This window comes from Nonomuraea sp. NPDC023979, from assembly GCF_040639085.1.
Taxonomy (GTDB): Bacteria; Actinomycetota; Actinomycetes; order Streptosporangiales; family Streptosporangiaceae; genus Nonomuraea; species Nonomuraea ceibae.
On record NZ_JBEZZG010000013.1, the window covers coordinates 56,937 to 72,407 of the forward strand.

Sequence of the window (15,471 nt, forward strand, 5' to 3'; positions counted from 1 at the left end):
TCCCCAGGAAGCCGCGCCCGCACCGCCGCCCCGGCCCCGAGGCCGGCCTCGACCTGCGCACCCCGTCGGGGCGCCGGCTCCCCTACTGACCCGACCGACCGAGTGCTGAGCAAGGAGGGCCGCCATGGCCGAGGACGTCGAGCGCCAGGAGATGGCCACGCTCCGGGAACTCCTGGACGAGGCCGCCGCCGGCCGGGGCCGCGTCGCGATGGTGACCGGCGCGATCGCCACCGGCAAGAGCGCGCTGCTGTACGGCCTGGCCGAGCACGCCGGCGACCACGGCGCCGTCCCGCTGACGGCGACCGGCTCGCCCGCCGAGAGCGCGCTGCCGTTCGGCGTGCTGTCGCAGCTCCTGCTGGGCGCGCGGATGTCGGAGGACAACCGCGCCACCGTGGCGAGCCTGCTGCGGGAGGGGGCGCGCGGCGCGGCCGGGCCGGGAGACGACGTGGACGTGCTGATCGTGGACGCGCTCTGCACGGTGCTGCTGGAGCTGGCGGAGCGGCATCCGCTGCTCGTCGTCGTGGACGACCTGCAGCACGCCGACCGCGCCTCGCAGCTGTGCCTGTCGCATCTGGCGCGGCGGATCGCGTACGCGCCGGTCATGCTGGCGGTCACCGTACGGGACCCGCACGCGCTCGGCGGCCTGCACGCGGAGATGCTGCGGCAGCCGCACTGCCGCGCGGTCCGGCTGGCCCACCTGTCCGCGGCGGAGGTGACGCGGCTGGCGGCCGGGGAGGCCGGAGCGGGGCAGGCGGCCCGCTGGCACGAGCTGACGGGCGGCAACCGGCTGCTGGTGGACGCGCTGCTGGAGGACCACCGGATCGGCGACGGCCGGGGCGAGCGTTACGCCGAGGCCGTGCTCGCCTGCCTGCACCGGGCGGGTGAGGCCGCGCCGGGGGTGGCGCGGGCGCTGGCCGTGCTCGGCGAGGCGGGGCCGGTCGCCCGGCTGCTCGGCGCGAACGAGGCGGCCACCGCCAAGGAGGTCCTGGCCCTGACCCGGGCGGGGCTGCTGGACGGCGGCCGGTTCCGCGACGAGGCGGCCAGGTCCGCCGTGCTGGCCGGGCTGGACGACGGCGAGCGCGTCGGCCTGCACCTGCGGGCGGCCGAGCTGACCTACCACGACGGCGCGCCCGCCCCCGTGGTGGCCGGTCACCTGCTGCGCGCCGGTGACGCGAGCCGGCTGTGGGCGCTGCCGATCCTGGAGGAGGCGGCGGCGCAGGCGCTGCGCGACGACGGCGTGGAGTCCGCGATCGAGTACCTGAAGCTGGCGCTGCGGTCCTGCCCGGACGAGCGGCGGCGGGCGGGCATCGCGACCACGCTGGTGCGCGCCCGCTGGCGGATCGACCCCGGCACCCCCGCCGGGCAGCTCGGCGAGCTGACCGAGGCGCTGCGCCGGGGGCACCTGAGCGGCGGCGACGCGGTGACCCTGGCCAAGGCGCTGCTGTGGCACGGTCACGCGGCCGACGCCAGGAGCGTGCTCGGCCACCTGCGGAAGCTGGACGAGCTGGACGAGCTGGACCGGGAGGCGGTGGCGGAGGTGGCTGCGGCGCACGCCTGGTTCCGCAGCAGCTGCCCGCCGTTCCTGGCCGACCTGCCGGAGCTGAGCGACGAGCAGGCGGGCGGCGCCGCGTACTCGCTGAGCGCGGACCGCCGCACCGAGGCGGTGGGCGCGCTGGTGCGGGCGCTGACGCAGGGGCCGCTGCCGGAGACGGCGACGACGGCCGAGCGCATCCTGCGCGGCTCCCGGCTGGACGAGATGACGCTGGACACGGTGGAGAGCGCGCTGCTGGCGCTGACGTACACGGGCCGCGCCGACCTGGCCGCGCCCTGGTGCGACTCGTTCGTCGCGGAGGCGGCCTCGCGCCGCGCGCCGGGCCGGCAGGCGCGGCTGTCGGCGATCCGCGCCGAGATCGGCCTGCGCCGCGGCGACCCGGCCGCGGCGGCGGCGGACGCGCGGCTGGCGCTGGAGCTCATCCCGCCGGACAGCTGGGGCGTCGCCGTCGGCGGGCCACTGGGCAGCCTGCTGCTGGCGGGCGCGGCGATGGGCCGGTACGAGGAGTGCCTGCCGCCGGTCACCAGGCCGGTGCCGGAGGCGATGCTGGAGACCCGGTTCGGGCTGCACTACCTGTACGGCAAGGGCCGCTTCCACCTGGCTGCCGGGCAGGCGCGGCAGGCGCTGCGCGACCTGCGGCTGTGCGGCGAGCTGATGGGCGAGTGGCAGCTCGACAGCGCCGAGTTCATCGCCTGGCGGCTGGACGCGGCGCAGGCGCTGATCGCCCTCGGCGAGACGGACGAGGCGCGGCTGCTCGTGGAGGAGCAGCTGGCGCGGGCCGCCGGGTCGCGGCGGGTGCAGGGGATGGCGCTGCGGGTGCTGGCCGCGACCGCCGAGAAGCGCCACCGCGTGATGCTGCTGCGTCAGTCGGCGGAGCTGCTGCGCGACGGCGGCGACACGTACGAGCTGGCCAGGTCGATGACGGGGCTGGCCGAGGCGTACCACGCGGTCGGCGAGTTCCGGCGGGCGGCGGTGATGGGCCGCCGGGCCCGCGTGCTGGCGCACGAGTGCCAGGCCGGCGCGCTGAGCCGGGCGCTGCCAGACGGGGCGTGGGAGGCGGGCGAGGCCGGCGCGCGGCCGGTGCTGAGCGACGCCGAGCGGCGGGTGGCGTCGCTGGCGGCCGACGGCTACTCCAACCGGGAGATCTCCGCCAAGCTGTTCATCACGGTGAGCACGGTGGAGCAGCACCTGACGCGCGTCTACCGCAAGCTGAGCGTGACCCGCCGCGCCGACCTGCCGGAGACCCTGTCGGCCCAGCAGCTCTGACTCACAGGGGGATGTTCGTGTGGCGGCCCCGGGCGCGGGGGGCGCGGGCGATCGCGTCGGCGAGCCGGGCGCGGGTGGTCTCGGGGGCGATGACCTCGTCGACGACGCCGAGGTCCACGGCCCGGCCGACGCCGCCGGCGGTGCGGCGGTGCTCCTCGGCGAGGCGGGCGCGCAGCTCCTCGCGCTCCTCCTCGGGGGCGGCGGCCAGGGCCTTGCGGTGCAGGACGCCGATCGCCGACTCGGCGCCCATGACCGCGACCTCGGCGCCGGGCCAGGCGAACGTGGTGGTGGCGCCGAGCGAGCGGGAGTTCATCGCGATGTAGGCGCCGCCGTACGCCTTGCGGGTGATGAGCGTCACGCGGGGCACGACCGACTCGGCGAAGGCGTGCAGCAGCTTGGCCCCGCGCCGGACGACCCCGCCCCACTCCTGGCCGACGCCGGGCAGGTAGCCGGGGACGTCGACGAGCACGACGAGCGGGATGCCGAACGAGTCGCACATGCGGACGAAGCGGGCGGCCTTCTCGGCGGAGAGCGAGTCGAGGCAGCCGCCCTTGTGGATCGGGTTGTTGGCCAGCACGCCGACGGTGGCGCCGCCGAGCCGCCCGAGCGCGACGAGGACGTTGGCGGCCCAGCGCGGCTGCAGCTCCTCCATCAGCCCGTCGTCGAGCACGGCCCGCACCAGGGGCCGCACGTCGTAGGCGCGGCGCGGCGAGGCCGGCAGCAGGGCGCGCGGGTCGGCCACCGGCCCGGCGCCGGCGGCGGCGCACGTGCCGGGGCGGCCGAGCAGGCCGGTGAGGCGGCGGGCCCTGGCGCAGGCGTCGGCCTCGTCGGCGGCCAGAACGTGCGCGACGCCGGACTTCCTGCCGTGCGCCTCGGGCCCGCCGAGCCCGGCCATGTCGATGCGCTCGCCGGTGACGCTGCGGACGATCTCCGGGCCGGTCACGAACACCCGCCCGGCGTCGGCCATGACGACCACGTCGGTGAGCGCGGGCCCGTACGCGGCGGCGCCGGCGGCCGGGCCGAGGATGACGGAGATCTGCGGGACGACGCCGGACGCCCTGGTCATGGCGGCGAACATGCGGCCCACTCCGTCCATGGACTCCACGCCGTCGGCGAGCCGGGCGCCGCCGGAGTGCCACAGCCCGATCACCGGGCAGCCGGACCGCACGCCGTCCTCGACGGCCTCGACGATCCGGGCGGCGCCGGCCGCGCCGAGCGCGCCGCCCATCAGCCGGGCGTCGGTGCAGTAGGCGACGACCGGCGCGCCCTCGACCAGGCCGCGCACGGCGGTCACGCCGGTGGCGTCCTCGTCGTGCGGCGCGGTCATGGAGCCGGGGTCGAGCAGGCCCGCCAGCCGGACGGCGGGGGCGCGCGGGTCGGGGGCGGGTCCGGCGACGGGGGCTTCGGAGGTCTCGATCGTGGACACGACGGTCATCGCTGACATCCCTCACATGCTCGTCACGGGGGACGGTTCGGGGACGGGGTCACGGCGAATCTCGCAACGCGGGAGCCGCCTGCCAACCCCTGTCCACGGCGGCGCCCGTGACCTGTTGTGGCCGTGGTTTCCGGCCGTTGACCGGCCCGTTCGCCCCGGGGTTCGATACGGCGATCCCCTTATCTGGAGGACTGTCGTGGCTCTCTGGTCCTTACCCGTCGTCACCGCGCTGGTCGCGGCGACGACCTTTCCCTATGGCGCTCCCCAGGACGTGACGGTGGAGCGCGATCCGGTTTCCCTGGTCAACGTCTTCCACGGGACGAAGGAGGCGGCGCCCGACTTCGACCACGGCGGCGGCGGGGGCATGACCTTCCCCGGCGCCGTCCTGCCGTTCGGCATGATGCAGTGGAGCCCCGACACGGTGGAGGACGCCGGCGGCGGCTACCGCTGGGAGGACAACCGCCTGCGCGGCTTCTCGATGACGCACATCTCCGGCCCCGGCTGCACGGGCGCGCAGGACTTCCCGGTGACCCCGTTCTCCGGGGCGGTCGGCCGCTCGCCCGCCACGCACGGCGAGGACTACGTGCAGACGTTCTCGCACGCCAACGAGCGGGCCTGGCCCGGCTTCTACTCCAGCACGCTCGACAGCGGCGTCAAGACCGAGCTGTCGGTCTCGATGCGCGCGGGCGTCGCCCGCTTCACCTTCCCGGCCGGCAAGCCCGGCACCGTGCTGCTCAACACCAGCGGCTCGGTCAACGGCGTCGACGACGGCGAGACCCGCATCAGCGGCAACACCGTCGAGGGCTGGGTGCAGACCGGCGGCTTCTGCGGCCCGCCCACCCGCTACAAGATCTACTTCCACGCCACGTTCGACCAGCCGGTCACCGCGTACGGGACGTGGAAGGACGACGAGGTGCGCCCCGGCGGCACCGCCGTCGCCAACGCCGGTCCCGCCCGGGTGCGGGGCGACGTGGTGACGTCGGACGACGTGGCCGTCAACGGGCCGGGCTCGGGCGCGTACCTGCAGTTCGACCCGGCGCGGCCGGTGCAGATGCGGGTCGGCCTGTCGTACGTGAGCGTCGACGGCGCCGAGCGCAACCTCCGCGCCGAGATCGCCGCCAAGAGCCTGGACCAGGTCGCCCGCGAGGCGCGCGGCGTGTGGGACGAGCGGCTCGGCAAGGTGCGGATCGCCGGCGGCACCGACGCGCAGCGGCGCACCTTCTACAGCAACCTCTACCACGCGCTGCTCCAGCCGCACGTGTCGGAGGACGTGGACGGCGCCTACACCGGGTTCGACCAGAAGCCGCACCAGGTGCGGCCCGGCGAGCACCACTACGCGACGTTCTCCGGCTGGGACATCTACCGCAGCGAGGTGCAGCTCCTCGCGCTGCTCGCGCCGGACGTGGCCGGGGACATCGCGCAGTCGATGTACGACAACGCGCAGGCCGTCGGCAACGTGTGGGACCGCTGGTCGCACCAGACGGCGATCACCGGCGTCATGGTCGGCGACCCGTTCCACTCGATCGTGTCCACGATGTACGCCTTCGGCGCGCGCGGCTTCGACGCGGAGGCGGCGCTGAAGGCGATGGCCGAGGCGGCCAGGCGGACCGGGCCGCGCGACATCGGCCATCCGCTGCTCGCCTACGACGAGCGGCCCGGCAACGCGGCGTTCATGCGCGACGGCCACGTGCCGTACGACCCGTCGGCGACGCTGGAGTACGGCGTGGCCGACTTCGGGATCGCGCAGCTCGCCGCCCGGCTGGGCGAGCGGGACACGGCGGCGGAGTTCATGCGCCGCTCGCAGGCGTGGCAGCACATCTACAACCCGGGCAGCGGGTGGATCCAGCCGCGCATGGGCGACGGCTCGTTCACCTGGCCGTTCGACCCGGCCGCGCCCGACGTGTACATGGAGGGCAACGGGGCGCAGTACCACTGGCTGGTGCCGCACAACCCGGCCGGGCTGTTCGCGGCGATGGGCGGCGCCGGCAAGGTGGTGCCCCGGCTGGACGAGTACTTCGGCGAGCTGAACGCCGGACCCGCCGTGGCGCGCGCCTACCTGGGCAACGAGGTGTCGCTGCCGTCGCCGTGGCTGTACGCGTGGGCCGGGCAGCCGTACAAGACGCAGGAGCTGGTGCGCCGGGTTCAGCGGGAGCTGTTCGGGCCGGGCCCGGACGGGCTGGTCGGCAACGACGACCTGGGCGCGATGGGCTCCTGGTACGTGTGGTCGGCCATGGGACTGTTCCCGGCGATCCCGGGCCGGGCCGAGCTGCTGGTGAGCACGCCGCTGTTCGACCGGATCACGATCGACCGGCCGGGCGGCGACATCGTCGTCAACTCCTGGGGGCAGGGCTCGTACGTGCGGTCCCTGCGGGTGAACGGCGCGGAGACGGACCGGGCGTGGCTGCCGGAGTCGTTCGCGACCGGCGGCGGGCGGCTGGACTTCGCCGTCGGCTGGTCCCCGGACCGGAGCTTCGGCGCGGACCCGGCGGACGCGCCGCCGTCGTTCGGCGACGGGACGCTGCCGTACCTGGCGGGCTTCAGCCGGGGCAGCGGCCCGGTCGAGCCGGGCGGCACGTTCGCGACGGAGCTGGCGGTGCGCTCGACGGGCCCGGCCGCCACGCTGACCTGGGAGGCCAGGCCGCCGGACGGCGTCACCGTGTCGCCGTCACGCGGCACGCTCACCGTGGGCGCGGGCGGGCAGGAGCGTCAGGCGCTGGAGGTGTCGGTGTCCGGCGACGTGCCGCGCGGCTTCGTCAGCGTGCCGGTCGTCGTGGGCGAGCGGCGGGCGTCGGTGCGGCTCAACGTGGCGGCGCGCGGCACCCCCGAGTGGCATCACAACAACGTCGGCATCGGCGACATGACCGCTCCCGGCGAGGCCAACATCGACGGGCCGGGCTTCAGCCTGTCGGCGCAGGCGCTGGCCGAGGCGGGGCTCACGCCGGGCGGCACGGTGAGGTGGCGGGACTACTCGTTCACCTGGCCCGACCGCGGGCGCGGCGAGTGGGACAACGTGCGCACCGGCGGCAAGGCGCTGGAGGTGGCCGCGCCCGACGGCGCCACGAGCGTCGCCTTCCTGGGCACGGGCGTGAACGGCTGGCCCGAGTCGCAGGTCACCGTCACCTACGCCGACGGCACGACCAGCACCGGCAGGCTCGGCTTCAGCGACTGGATCCTCGACTTCGGCGGCGGGCAGCCGCAGTTCGGCAACGAGGTCGTGGCGCGCACGCCGCACCGGCTGTTCTGGGGCTCGTGGGCGTTGCAGCCGGTGCCGGCGCACGTGTACGCCTCGCAGCCGATCGCGCTGGACCCGGGCAAGAAGGTGCGCAGCTTCGCCTTCTCCGACCCGGAGGACGGCGAGCTGCACCTGTTCACCTGGGCGTTCAGGTAGCCCATACCGGGGCGGCGCCCCTCAGGCTCAGCATCATCGAGTAGAGGGACGTCGTCGCGGTGATGAAGACGCGGTTGCGCTTGAGGCCGCCGAAGACGAGGTTGGAGGCGCTCTCCGGCAGGTGCAGCCTGCCGAGGAGCGTCCCGTCGGGGTGGTAGGCGTGGATCGACCGGCCGACGGCGGCCCACAGGCGGCCGGTGTCGTCGAGCCGCATGCCGTCGTAGCTGCCGTCGGCGTCGCCCTGCTGCTCGGCGAACACCTTGCCGCCGGTGAGCGTGCCGTCGCGGGTGACCTCGAAGACGCGGACGTGGCGGCGCTCGGTGTCGGCGACGTAGAGCAGCCGCTCGTCGGGGGAGAACGCCAGGCCGTTGGGGCGGGCGAAGTCGCCGGCCACCATGCTCACCTCGCCGCCGGCGGGGTCGATCCGGTAGACGTGGCAGCCGTCGATCTCCGGCTCGGCCCGGTGGCCCTCGTAGTCGCCGAGGATGCCGTAGGGCGGGTCGGTGAACCAGACGGACCCGTCGGAGCGCACGACGGCGTCGTTGGGGCTGTTGAGCCGCTTGCCGCGCCACCGGTCGGCGAGCACGGTGACGGAGCCGTCGTGCTCGGTGCGGGTCACCCGGCGGGCGCCGTGCTCGCAGGAGATCAGCCGGCCCTCGCGGTCGAGGGTGTTGCCGTTGACGTAGCCGGCCGGCCGGCGGAACGGGCCCACCGTGCCGGTCAGCTCGTCCCAGCGCAGCATCCGGTCGTTGGGGATGTCGCTCCAGACCAGGTAGCGGCCCGCGGGGACGTAGACGGGCCCTTCGGCCCAGCGGGTGCCCCGGTGGAGGCGCTCCAGGTTGCGGTCACCGGTGACGTCGGCGATGCGGCGGTCGAACGCCTCGAACTCCACGGGGATGAGGTCCACCCGCTCTTCTTACCAAGATCTGCCCGGCCCGGCCAGCACCTTTTTGACCACAAGCGTTGGTCTACACTTGTTGGCATGGCGTTCACGGAAAGGTCCGAGGCCACGCGCACGGCGATCCTCGGCGCGGCCCGCAAGCTCTTCGCCGAGCAGGGGTTCGCGGGCACCACCATCCGGAAGGTGGCCTCGCTGGCCGGCGTCGACCCGTCCATGGTGATGCGCTACTACGTCAACAAGGAGGGCCTCTTCCGCGCCGCGGTGAACCTGCGGCTCAACCTGGAGGAGCTGCCCGCGCCGCCGCGCGAGCGCCTCGGCGAGGCGATGGCGCGCCACTTCCTGTCCCGCTGGGAGGGCGACCTGTCGGACGAGGCGATCATGCTGCTGCTGCGCTCGTCGTCCACGAACGCGCTGGCGGCGCAGAGCATGCGCGACGTGTTCACCTCCCAGGTCGCCTCGTTCGTCGGCCGGGCGCTCGGCTGCGGGCCGGAGGAGGCGGCGCGGCGGGCCGGACTGGTGAGCACGCAGCTGCTCGGGCTGGCCTTCACCCGTTATGTCGTACGGCTGCCGCCCGTGGTCGCGATGCCGGCCGAGGAACTGGCGCGCAGCGTGGGGCCGGTGGTGCAACACTATTTGACGGGCGATTTGCCATAGTTTGTCAAGTTTCGTACCTTATGCGCGCAATGCCCGGACCGTGGGCCCGTTCGCGGGGCCCGCGGCCGCCGAATCCGCCTCACGCGGAACCGGGGACCCACTCTCTCTTGGGGTGAATCGGCGCGCCGGCTCCCCCGGCCGCGCCCGTAGGGCACTTCCAGGCCCGAACCCGTCAGCTAACCCGGTAGGCGGCATGGAAGCAAGGAGCACAGCCCCTCATGCCCACCTCCCTCTTCTCCAGCGCCCGGCCGCGCCGCTGGGGCCGCGCCCTGGCCGGCGCCGCCCTCGCCGCCGGCGTCCTGACGACCGGCACGACCACCGCCCACGCGGCCACCACAGCCACCCCCGCCACCACGGCCTCTTTCGCCGGCCCGGCATCGTACGCGCCCGCTGACGCGCCCGCCGTGCTCGGGCGGGCCGCACTGGTCGTCGACACCTCCACCGGCGAGGTCCGCTACAGCAAGGACGCCGGCGAGCGCCTTCCCGTGGCCAGCCTGACCAAGATGATGACCGCCCACGTCGTGCTCCAGGAGGCCGACCCGGCCGACGTCGTCGAGGTGACGGCCGAGGACGTGCGCTACGCGGCCCGGGGCGGCGCGGCCGTCGCCGGGCTGCGCGCCGGTGACCGGCTGCCGGTGCGGGACGTGCTCCACGCCCTGCTGCTGCCGTCCGGCGCGGACGCCGCCCACGTGCTGGCGCGCACGTACGGGCCGGGTGTCGAGGGGTTCGTCGGGAAGATGAACGCGGCCGCCCGCGAGCTGGGCATGGCCGACACCCTGTACGTCAACGCCGACGGCATGCCGACGAACGGCGGCGGCCACTCCACGGCGGCCGACCAGGCACGGCTGGCCGAGGCGGTGCTGCGGAACGAGACGCTGAAGTCGATCACCTCGACGCGCTACCACTCGGTCGGGGCGACGAGTGAGCACGGCTCCTACTCGTGGCGCAACACCAACCGGCTGCTCGCCCAGCCGGGCGCGGTCGGCGTGAAGACCGGCTACACGCGCGCCGCGGGTTACACGCTGGCGTTCGCCGCCGAGCGGGACGGCCGGCTGCTGGTCGGGGTGATCCTCGGCGAGAGCGACTCCGGCCGCCGCTTCGACACCGCCCAGGCGCTGCTCGACTGGGCCGCCACCGCCGGGAAGGCGTGACGGCTCAGGCGGCCCGGCCGAGCAGGACGCCGCCGCCCACCCCGAGGGCGAGCGAGGCGACGGCCGCCACGCAGGCGACCGCGCGCGCCAGGCCCGGGGGCGGCGCGGCCGGCGGGTCGCCGCGGAACACCACGGCGACCCAGCGCAGGTAGTAGTACAGGCTCGCCACGGTGTTGACCAGGACGAGCACGGCCAGCCAGGCGTAACCGCCGTCCCACGCGGCGGCGAACACGAGCACCTTGCCGACGAACACGGCGGCGGGCGGGATGCCCGCGAACCCGAGCAGGCACACCACGAGCGCCAGCCCGAGCCCCGGCGCGGCCCGCCCCAGCCCCCGGTAGCCGTCGAGCGTGCCACGCCCGGTGGCGGCCACCACGGCGAACGCGCCCACGTTCGTGACCGCGTAGGCGGCCAGGTAGAACAGCACGGCGGGGCGGGCGAGCGCGGTGTGCTGGGCGACCGCGACCGGCACGAGCACGTACCCGGCCTGGCTGATCGTGGAGTAGGCGAGCAGGCGGCGCACATCGTCCTGGTGGAGGGCGGCCAGGTTGCCGAGCGTCATCGTGGCGGCGGCGACGATCGCGACGAGGACGTCCCAGCCGCCGGGCCCGAGCTCATCCGCGACGCGCAGCAGCGCCGCCAGCGCGCCGATCTTGGGCACGGTGGTGACGAACGCGGCGACGGCGACGGGGGCGCCCTCGGCCACGTCCGGCACCCAGAAGTGCGCGGGCACCCCGCCCGCCTTGAACAGCAGCCCCGCCAGCAGGAGCACCACGGCGCAGGCCGCCGCCGCGCCGGGCGCGAGCGCGAGCGCCGCCCCGGCCGCCCGGTAGCCGGTGGCGCCCGCCAGGCCGTACAGGAGGGTGACGCCGGCCAGCATCAGCACGCCCAGGAACGCACCCATCAGGTAGTACTTGAGCGCCGCCTCGGTGCCCGGCGCGTCCTTGCCGAACCCGGCGAGCGCGTAGGCCGGGATGCTCGCCAGCAGGTACGCCGGGACGAGGACGAGCAGGTCACCGGTCCCGGCCAGCAGCACCGAGCCGAGGGCGGCGAGCATGACGAGCACGTACGCCTCGGCCTCGCGGCGGTGCCCGCGCGCCTCGGCGGCCACCAGCGCGATCACCAGGAGCGTGCCGCCCGCCACGACGGCGCGGGCCGCCTGGGTGAGCGCGTCGGGCGCGTACGAGCCGAACGCGGCGCCCCCGGTGGCGGTGACGGTCACGGCCAGGGCGGCGGCGAGCGCGGCGGCGCAGATCCACGCGACCGCGCGCTGCCGCCCGCGCGGCACGAACATGCCGGTGAGCAGCCCGGCGACCGCCCCGGCCAGCAGGAGCAGCTCGGGCAGCAGCGCGGCCGGGTCGTCGTTCACCGGCCGGCCAGCGAGGAGAGCGCGGCGGCGGCGGGCTCGATGACGTCCAGCAGCCACCGGGGCGCGACGCCGATGAGCACCGACAGCGCCAGCAGCGGCGCCACGGCGGCGGTCTCGGCGGGCCGCAGGTCGGTGACGCGGCCGGTGAGCTCGCCCGGCCCGCCGAGCAGCACCCGTTGCAGGGCGCGCAGGAACAGCGCGGCGGTGATGAGGATGCCGAGCACGGCGGCGGCGCCCAGGACGACGGCCCCGGCGCCGATCACGCCGACGAAGATCTGGAACTCGGCGATGAACCCGGAGAACCCGGGCAGCCCCAGCGACGCGAACGCGGCCACGGCCAGCAGCGCGGCGAACGCCGGGGCGCGTCCCGCGACGCCGCCGAACCGGTCCATGTCGTACGTGCCGGCCCGGTCCCACAGGACGCCGGTGAGCAGGAACAGCGCCCCAGTGATGAGGCCGTGGCTGACCATCTGGGTGACCGCCCCGGACACGGCCAGCTCCCCGGCCCGCCCGCCGCCCGGCGCCAGCCCGGCGGCGCTGAGGGCGAGCACGACGTAGCCCATGTGGTTGACCGAGGTGTAGGCCACGAGCCGCTTGAGGCTCGGCTGGGCGAGCGCGACCAGCGCCCCGTACAGCACGCTGACCAGCCCGATCGCCATGATCAGCCACGCGTGGGCGCGCCAGGCGTCGGGCAGCGCGGGCATGGCGACGCGGGCCAGGCCGTAGGTGCCCATCTTAAGCAGGATGCCCGCCAGGATCGCCGACCCGGCGGCGGGCGCGTCGGTGTGGGCGGGCGGCAGCCAGGTGTGCACCGGGAAGACCGGCGTCTTGACCGCCAGCCCCACGCCGACGGCCAGCAGCACCAGCGAGGCGACGCCGGGCGACGCGGCGTAGGGCGGATTGCGGGCCAGCTCGACCAGGTCGAACGTGCCGCCGCCGAGGAACAGGCCGACGAAGCCGAGCAGCAGCGCCAGCGAGCCGAGGAAGGTGTAGAGGAAGAACGTCAGCGCCGACCTGGCCCGGTCGCCGTGCCCCCATCCGGCGATCACGAAGTACATGCCGACGATCGACAGGTCGAAGAAGACGAAGAACAGCAGCAGGTCCAGCGCGGCGAACAGGCCGAGCGAGACCGACTGCAGGAACAGGAACAGCGCCGCGTGCGCCCGCTCGCGCCGCCGTTCGCCCAGCGAGTGGACGCCGCACACGAGGAACAGCAGCGCGGTCAGCGCGATCAGCGGCAGCGACAGCCCGTCCACGCCGACGTGGTAGCCGGCGTCCAGCGTCGGGATCCAGCGCAGCCGCGTCTCGTACCCGATCCCGCCCCGGTACCCGGCCCACATGACCGCCACGAGCGCCAGGTCGGCGGCCGACACCGCGATCCACACCCAGGTCGCGGCCCGCCCGCGCACGCGCGGCACGGCCAGCAGGCCGAGCGCGGCGGCCAGCGGCAGGAAGATCACCACGGTGAGCACGGTCACCGCACCAGCATCAGCACGACGGCGAGCAGCAGGAACGCGGCCGCCGCCTGGGCCAGGTAGAGGTGCGCCTGCCCGGCCTGCGGGCGCCGCGCGGCCCGGCCCAAAGCCCCGGCGCCCGCCGCGACCGCGCGCACCAGATGCTCCAGCGGGCGCTCCACCCGGCCCCGCCCGAGCCACGCCGCCCCGCCGAGCGCCCCGGCGGCGCCGCGCACGACCCCGTCGAGCAGCCCCTCGGCCCGCCGTCCCGCCACCCCGGCCGCCGCCGTCACCCCGTCCGCCAGCCACTCCCCGGTACGCGCGAGCACCCGGTCGTCGAACCGCGCCAGCGCCCCCGCCAGCGCCTTCACCGGCTCCCACACCCCGCCGATCGCCCCCTGCCGCAATCCGAGCCACCCCCGCAGCCCCACCGCCAGCCTGCCCTGTCCCAGCTCCGCGGCCCGTCTGCGCCACGCGGTTCCCTGACGCGCCCGTACGCCGATCGCCCATCCGGCGGCGGTCACGGCGCTCGCCGCCAGGCCCGTCACCACCAGCCCCGCGACCTCGGGCCCCGGCTCGCCGCCTGCGCCGACGAGCTGCCGCCAGCCCGCGTACACGGCGGGCAGCCCGAGCACCGACAGCCCGGCCGCCAGTGGCGCGAGCGCGAGCAGCGGCCCGGTCACCGCGCGGGGCACCCGCCGCTCCCCCGCCGCCGTGGGGAACGTCCCCGGCCGCCACACCGCAGCCAGCGCCCTGGCCGCGTACGCGGCGGCCAGCAGCGCCGCCGCCAGCGCGACCGCGTACAGGCCCGGCGACGGCACCCCGGCGAGCACCGCGTCCTTGGTCACCCAGAGCGACAGCGGCGGCACCCCGGCCAGCGCCAGCGCCCCCACGGCGAACGCCACGCCCACCGATCGGCGCCACCGCCCGGCACCCCGCAGCCCGGCCAGGGCCTCGGTGCCGAGCGCCGTCAGCCACACCCCCGCGCACAGGAACAGCAGGCTCTTCACGGCCGCGTGCGCGACCAGGTGCGCCGTCCCCCCGGCCACCGCCCCCGCCCCGGCCGCCAGCACCATGAACCCCACCTGCGCGCACGTCGAGGCGGCCAGCAACTGCTTGAGGTCGCGCTGAGCCAGCGCCACCGCGCCCAGCAGCAGCGCCGTCACCGCCCCCGCCCACGCGACGGCCACCGCCGCCCACCCGGTGGCCGCGAGCAGCGGCTGCACCCGCAGCAGCAGGTACGCCCCCGCCGCCACCATGGTCGCCGAGTGCAGCAGCGCCGACACCGCGCTCGGCCCCGCCATCGCCCCCGACAGCCAGTACGAGAACGGGAGCTGCGCCGACTTGCCCAGCGCGGCCAGCACGATCCCGGCCGCGGCCAGGTCCCGCCACGGCTGCCCGGCCTGCGCGATCCCGGCGAGCTCCAGCGTCCCGGTCGCGGCGAACGCGCACCCCGCCGCCACGTACAGCCCGAGATCCCCGGCGCGGGTGGTGACGAAGGCCAGCCCCGCCGACCGCACCCGCCCGTGCTCACGCCACCAGAACCCGATCAGCGCGTACGAGGCCGCGCCCATGATCTCCCAGCCCGTCAGCAGCAGCATCAGGTCGGCGGCCGTGACGGTGAGCAGCATCGCCCCGGTGAACAGCAGCATCAGCCCGAAGAAGCGGCCCCGCGCCGCACCGGACGGCAGGTCACCTGCGGCGAACACCAGCACGGCCAGCGCGATCGCCGCCACCGTCACCGCCATCACCGCCGACAGCCCGTCCACCGCGATCCCGGCCGGCGTGCCGCCCGGCGGGGCCGCCACCGCGACCAGCGTCGTCCCCCACATCGGCCGCACCGCCGCGGCGAGCGCCGCGAGGGCCAGCGTCACCGCCGTCACCGCGACGGCCCCCGCCGCCACCACCCGGTCCGCGCGCCGCCCGGCCAGCGCGAGCAGCGCGCCCGCGACGCCCGGGGTCGCGGGCAGGAGCCAGGCGAGAGCGCTCATCCCTTCAGGTCCCCCGCCTCGTCGGTGGTGTCGACCTGCCGGGCCCGGTAGAGGGCGGTGACGACGGCGAACCCCGCGGCCATCTCCAGCGCCATCACGGTCACCGCCACCAGGACCAGCACCTGCCCGTCCGCGGTGCCCGGCGCCAGGTGGTACCAGAAGGCGCCACCGGCCACGATCACGCCGTTGATCATCAGCTCCAGGCCCATCATCAGCATCACGATCGACTGCTGCGACAGCACCCCGTACACGCCCACCGCGAACAGCGCGGCGGCGAGCAGCAGGAACGCCTCCAGCCCCATCGAGCCCC

10 protein-coding genes and 1 riboswitch are annotated in these 15,471 nt (G+C 75.7%); of the genes, 4 read left to right on the forward strand and 6 right to left on the reverse strand.

What is annotated here, in order from left to right:
* Positions 1–124: 124 nt before the first annotated feature.
* Positions 125–2,818, forward strand: coding sequence for an AAA family ATPase (locus AB0G11_RS23180; protein WP_357588094.1), 2,694 nt, complete (start codon positions 125–127; stop codon positions 2,816–2,818).
* 1 nt (position 2,819) lies between these two features.
* On the opposite strand, the gene AB0G11_RS23185 is transcribed toward AB0G11_RS23180, so the two are convergent.
* On the reverse strand, positions 2,820–4,253 hold the full coding sequence (locus AB0G11_RS23185) for a carboxyl transferase domain-containing protein (RefSeq protein WP_219517888.1): 1,434 nt from the start codon (positions 4,251–4,253) through the stop codon (positions 2,820–2,822).
* A gap of 196 nt (positions 4,254–4,449) precedes the next feature.
* Here AB0G11_RS23185 and AB0G11_RS23190 point away from each other — a divergent pair, with 196 nt between their 5' ends.
* Positions 4,450–7,641, forward strand: a complete 3,192-nt coding sequence (locus tag AB0G11_RS23190; protein ID WP_308126196.1) for a GH92 family glycosyl hydrolase — start codon at positions 4,450–4,452, stop codon at positions 7,639–7,641.
* Here the strand turns inward: AB0G11_RS23190 and AB0G11_RS23195 are convergent.
* Positions 7,634–8,548: an SMP-30/gluconolactonase/LRE family protein gene (locus AB0G11_RS23195; protein ID WP_357588095.1), complete on the reverse strand. Its 915-nt coding sequence runs from the start codon at positions 8,546–8,548 to the stop codon at positions 7,634–7,636. The two genes, AB0G11_RS23190 and AB0G11_RS23195, sit on opposite strands and share 8 nt — an antisense overlap.
* A 75-nt stretch (positions 8,549–8,623) precedes the next feature.
* Between AB0G11_RS23195 and AB0G11_RS23200 the strand changes: the two genes are divergently transcribed.
* Both AB0G11_RS23200 and AB0G11_RS23205 read left to right on the forward strand, forming a co-directional pair.
* On the forward strand, positions 8,624–9,196 hold the full coding sequence (locus tag AB0G11_RS23200) for a TetR family transcriptional regulator (protein ID WP_357588097.1): 573 nt from the start codon (positions 8,624–8,626) through the stop codon (positions 9,194–9,196).
* 56 nt (positions 9,197–9,252) lie between these two features.
* A riboswitch (cyclic di-AMP (ydaO/yuaA leader) is annotated at positions 9,253–9,402 on the forward strand.
* A 12-nt stretch (positions 9,403–9,414) separates the two neighbouring features.
* Positions 9,415–10,347, forward strand: a complete 933-nt coding sequence (locus tag AB0G11_RS23205) for a serine hydrolase (RefSeq protein ID WP_357588099.1) — start codon at positions 9,415–9,417, stop codon at positions 10,345–10,347.
* Positions 10,348–10,351: 4 nt separating this feature from the next.
* On the opposite strand, the gene AB0G11_RS23210 is transcribed toward AB0G11_RS23205, so the two are convergent.
* From AB0G11_RS23210 to nuoK, 4 genes are read right to left on the reverse strand one after another with little or no spacing between them, the layout of a single operon-like run.
* Positions 10,352–11,716, reverse strand: a complete 1,365-nt coding sequence (locus AB0G11_RS23210) for an NADH-quinone oxidoreductase subunit N (protein WP_357588101.1) — start codon at positions 11,714–11,716, stop codon at positions 10,352–10,354.
* On the reverse strand, positions 11,713–13,194 hold the full coding sequence (locus AB0G11_RS23215) for an NADH-quinone oxidoreductase subunit M (protein ID WP_357588103.1): 1,482 nt from the start codon (positions 13,192–13,194) through the stop codon (positions 11,713–11,715). Before AB0G11_RS23215 ends, AB0G11_RS23210 begins: the two co-directional genes overlap by 4 nt.
* Positions 13,191–15,161 carry a proton-conducting transporter membrane subunit gene (locus AB0G11_RS23220; protein WP_357588104.1) on the reverse strand — a complete coding sequence of 657 codons (1,971 nt, stop codon included), beginning with the start codon at positions 15,159–15,161 and terminating at the stop codon, positions 13,191–13,193. The genes AB0G11_RS23215 and AB0G11_RS23220 overlap by 4 nt, the downstream gene beginning before the upstream one ends.
* The gene (gene nuoK, locus AB0G11_RS23225; protein WP_219517881.1) at positions 15,158–15,463 is read right to left on the reverse strand and encodes an NADH-quinone oxidoreductase subunit NuoK; all 306 of its coding nucleotides are present in this window, start codon (positions 15,461–15,463) and stop codon (positions 15,158–15,160) included. The genes AB0G11_RS23220 and nuoK overlap by 4 nt, the downstream gene beginning before the upstream one ends.
* Positions 15,464–15,471: the final 8 nt, after the last annotated feature.

What these genes read in the sequence shown, in the direction of transcription:
- AB0G11_RS23185 (WP_219517888.1), bottom strand. Translation starts at nt 4,253, where the DNA reads ATGACCGTCGTGTCCACGATCGAGACCTCCGAAGCCCCCGTCGCCGGA.
- AB0G11_RS23200 (WP_357588097.1), top strand. Translation starts at nt 8,624, where the DNA reads ATGGCGTTCACGGAAAGGTCCGAGGCCACGCGCACGGCGATCCTCGGC.
- AB0G11_RS23180 (WP_357588094.1), top strand. Translation starts at nt 125, where the DNA reads ATGGCCGAGGACGTCGAGCGCCAGGAGATGGCCACGCTCCGGGAACTC.
- AB0G11_RS23220 (WP_357588104.1), bottom strand. Translation starts at nt 15,161, where the DNA reads ATGAGCGCTCTCGCCTGGCTCCTGCCCGCGACCCCGGGCGTCGCGGGC.
- AB0G11_RS23205 (WP_357588099.1), top strand. Translation starts at nt 9,415, where the DNA reads ATGCCCACCTCCCTCTTCTCCAGCGCCCGGCCGCGCCGCTGGGGCCGC.
- nuoK (WP_219517881.1), bottom strand. Translation starts at nt 15,463, where the DNA reads ATGGGGCTGGAGGCGTTCCTGCTGCTCGCCGCCGCGCTGTTCGCGGTG.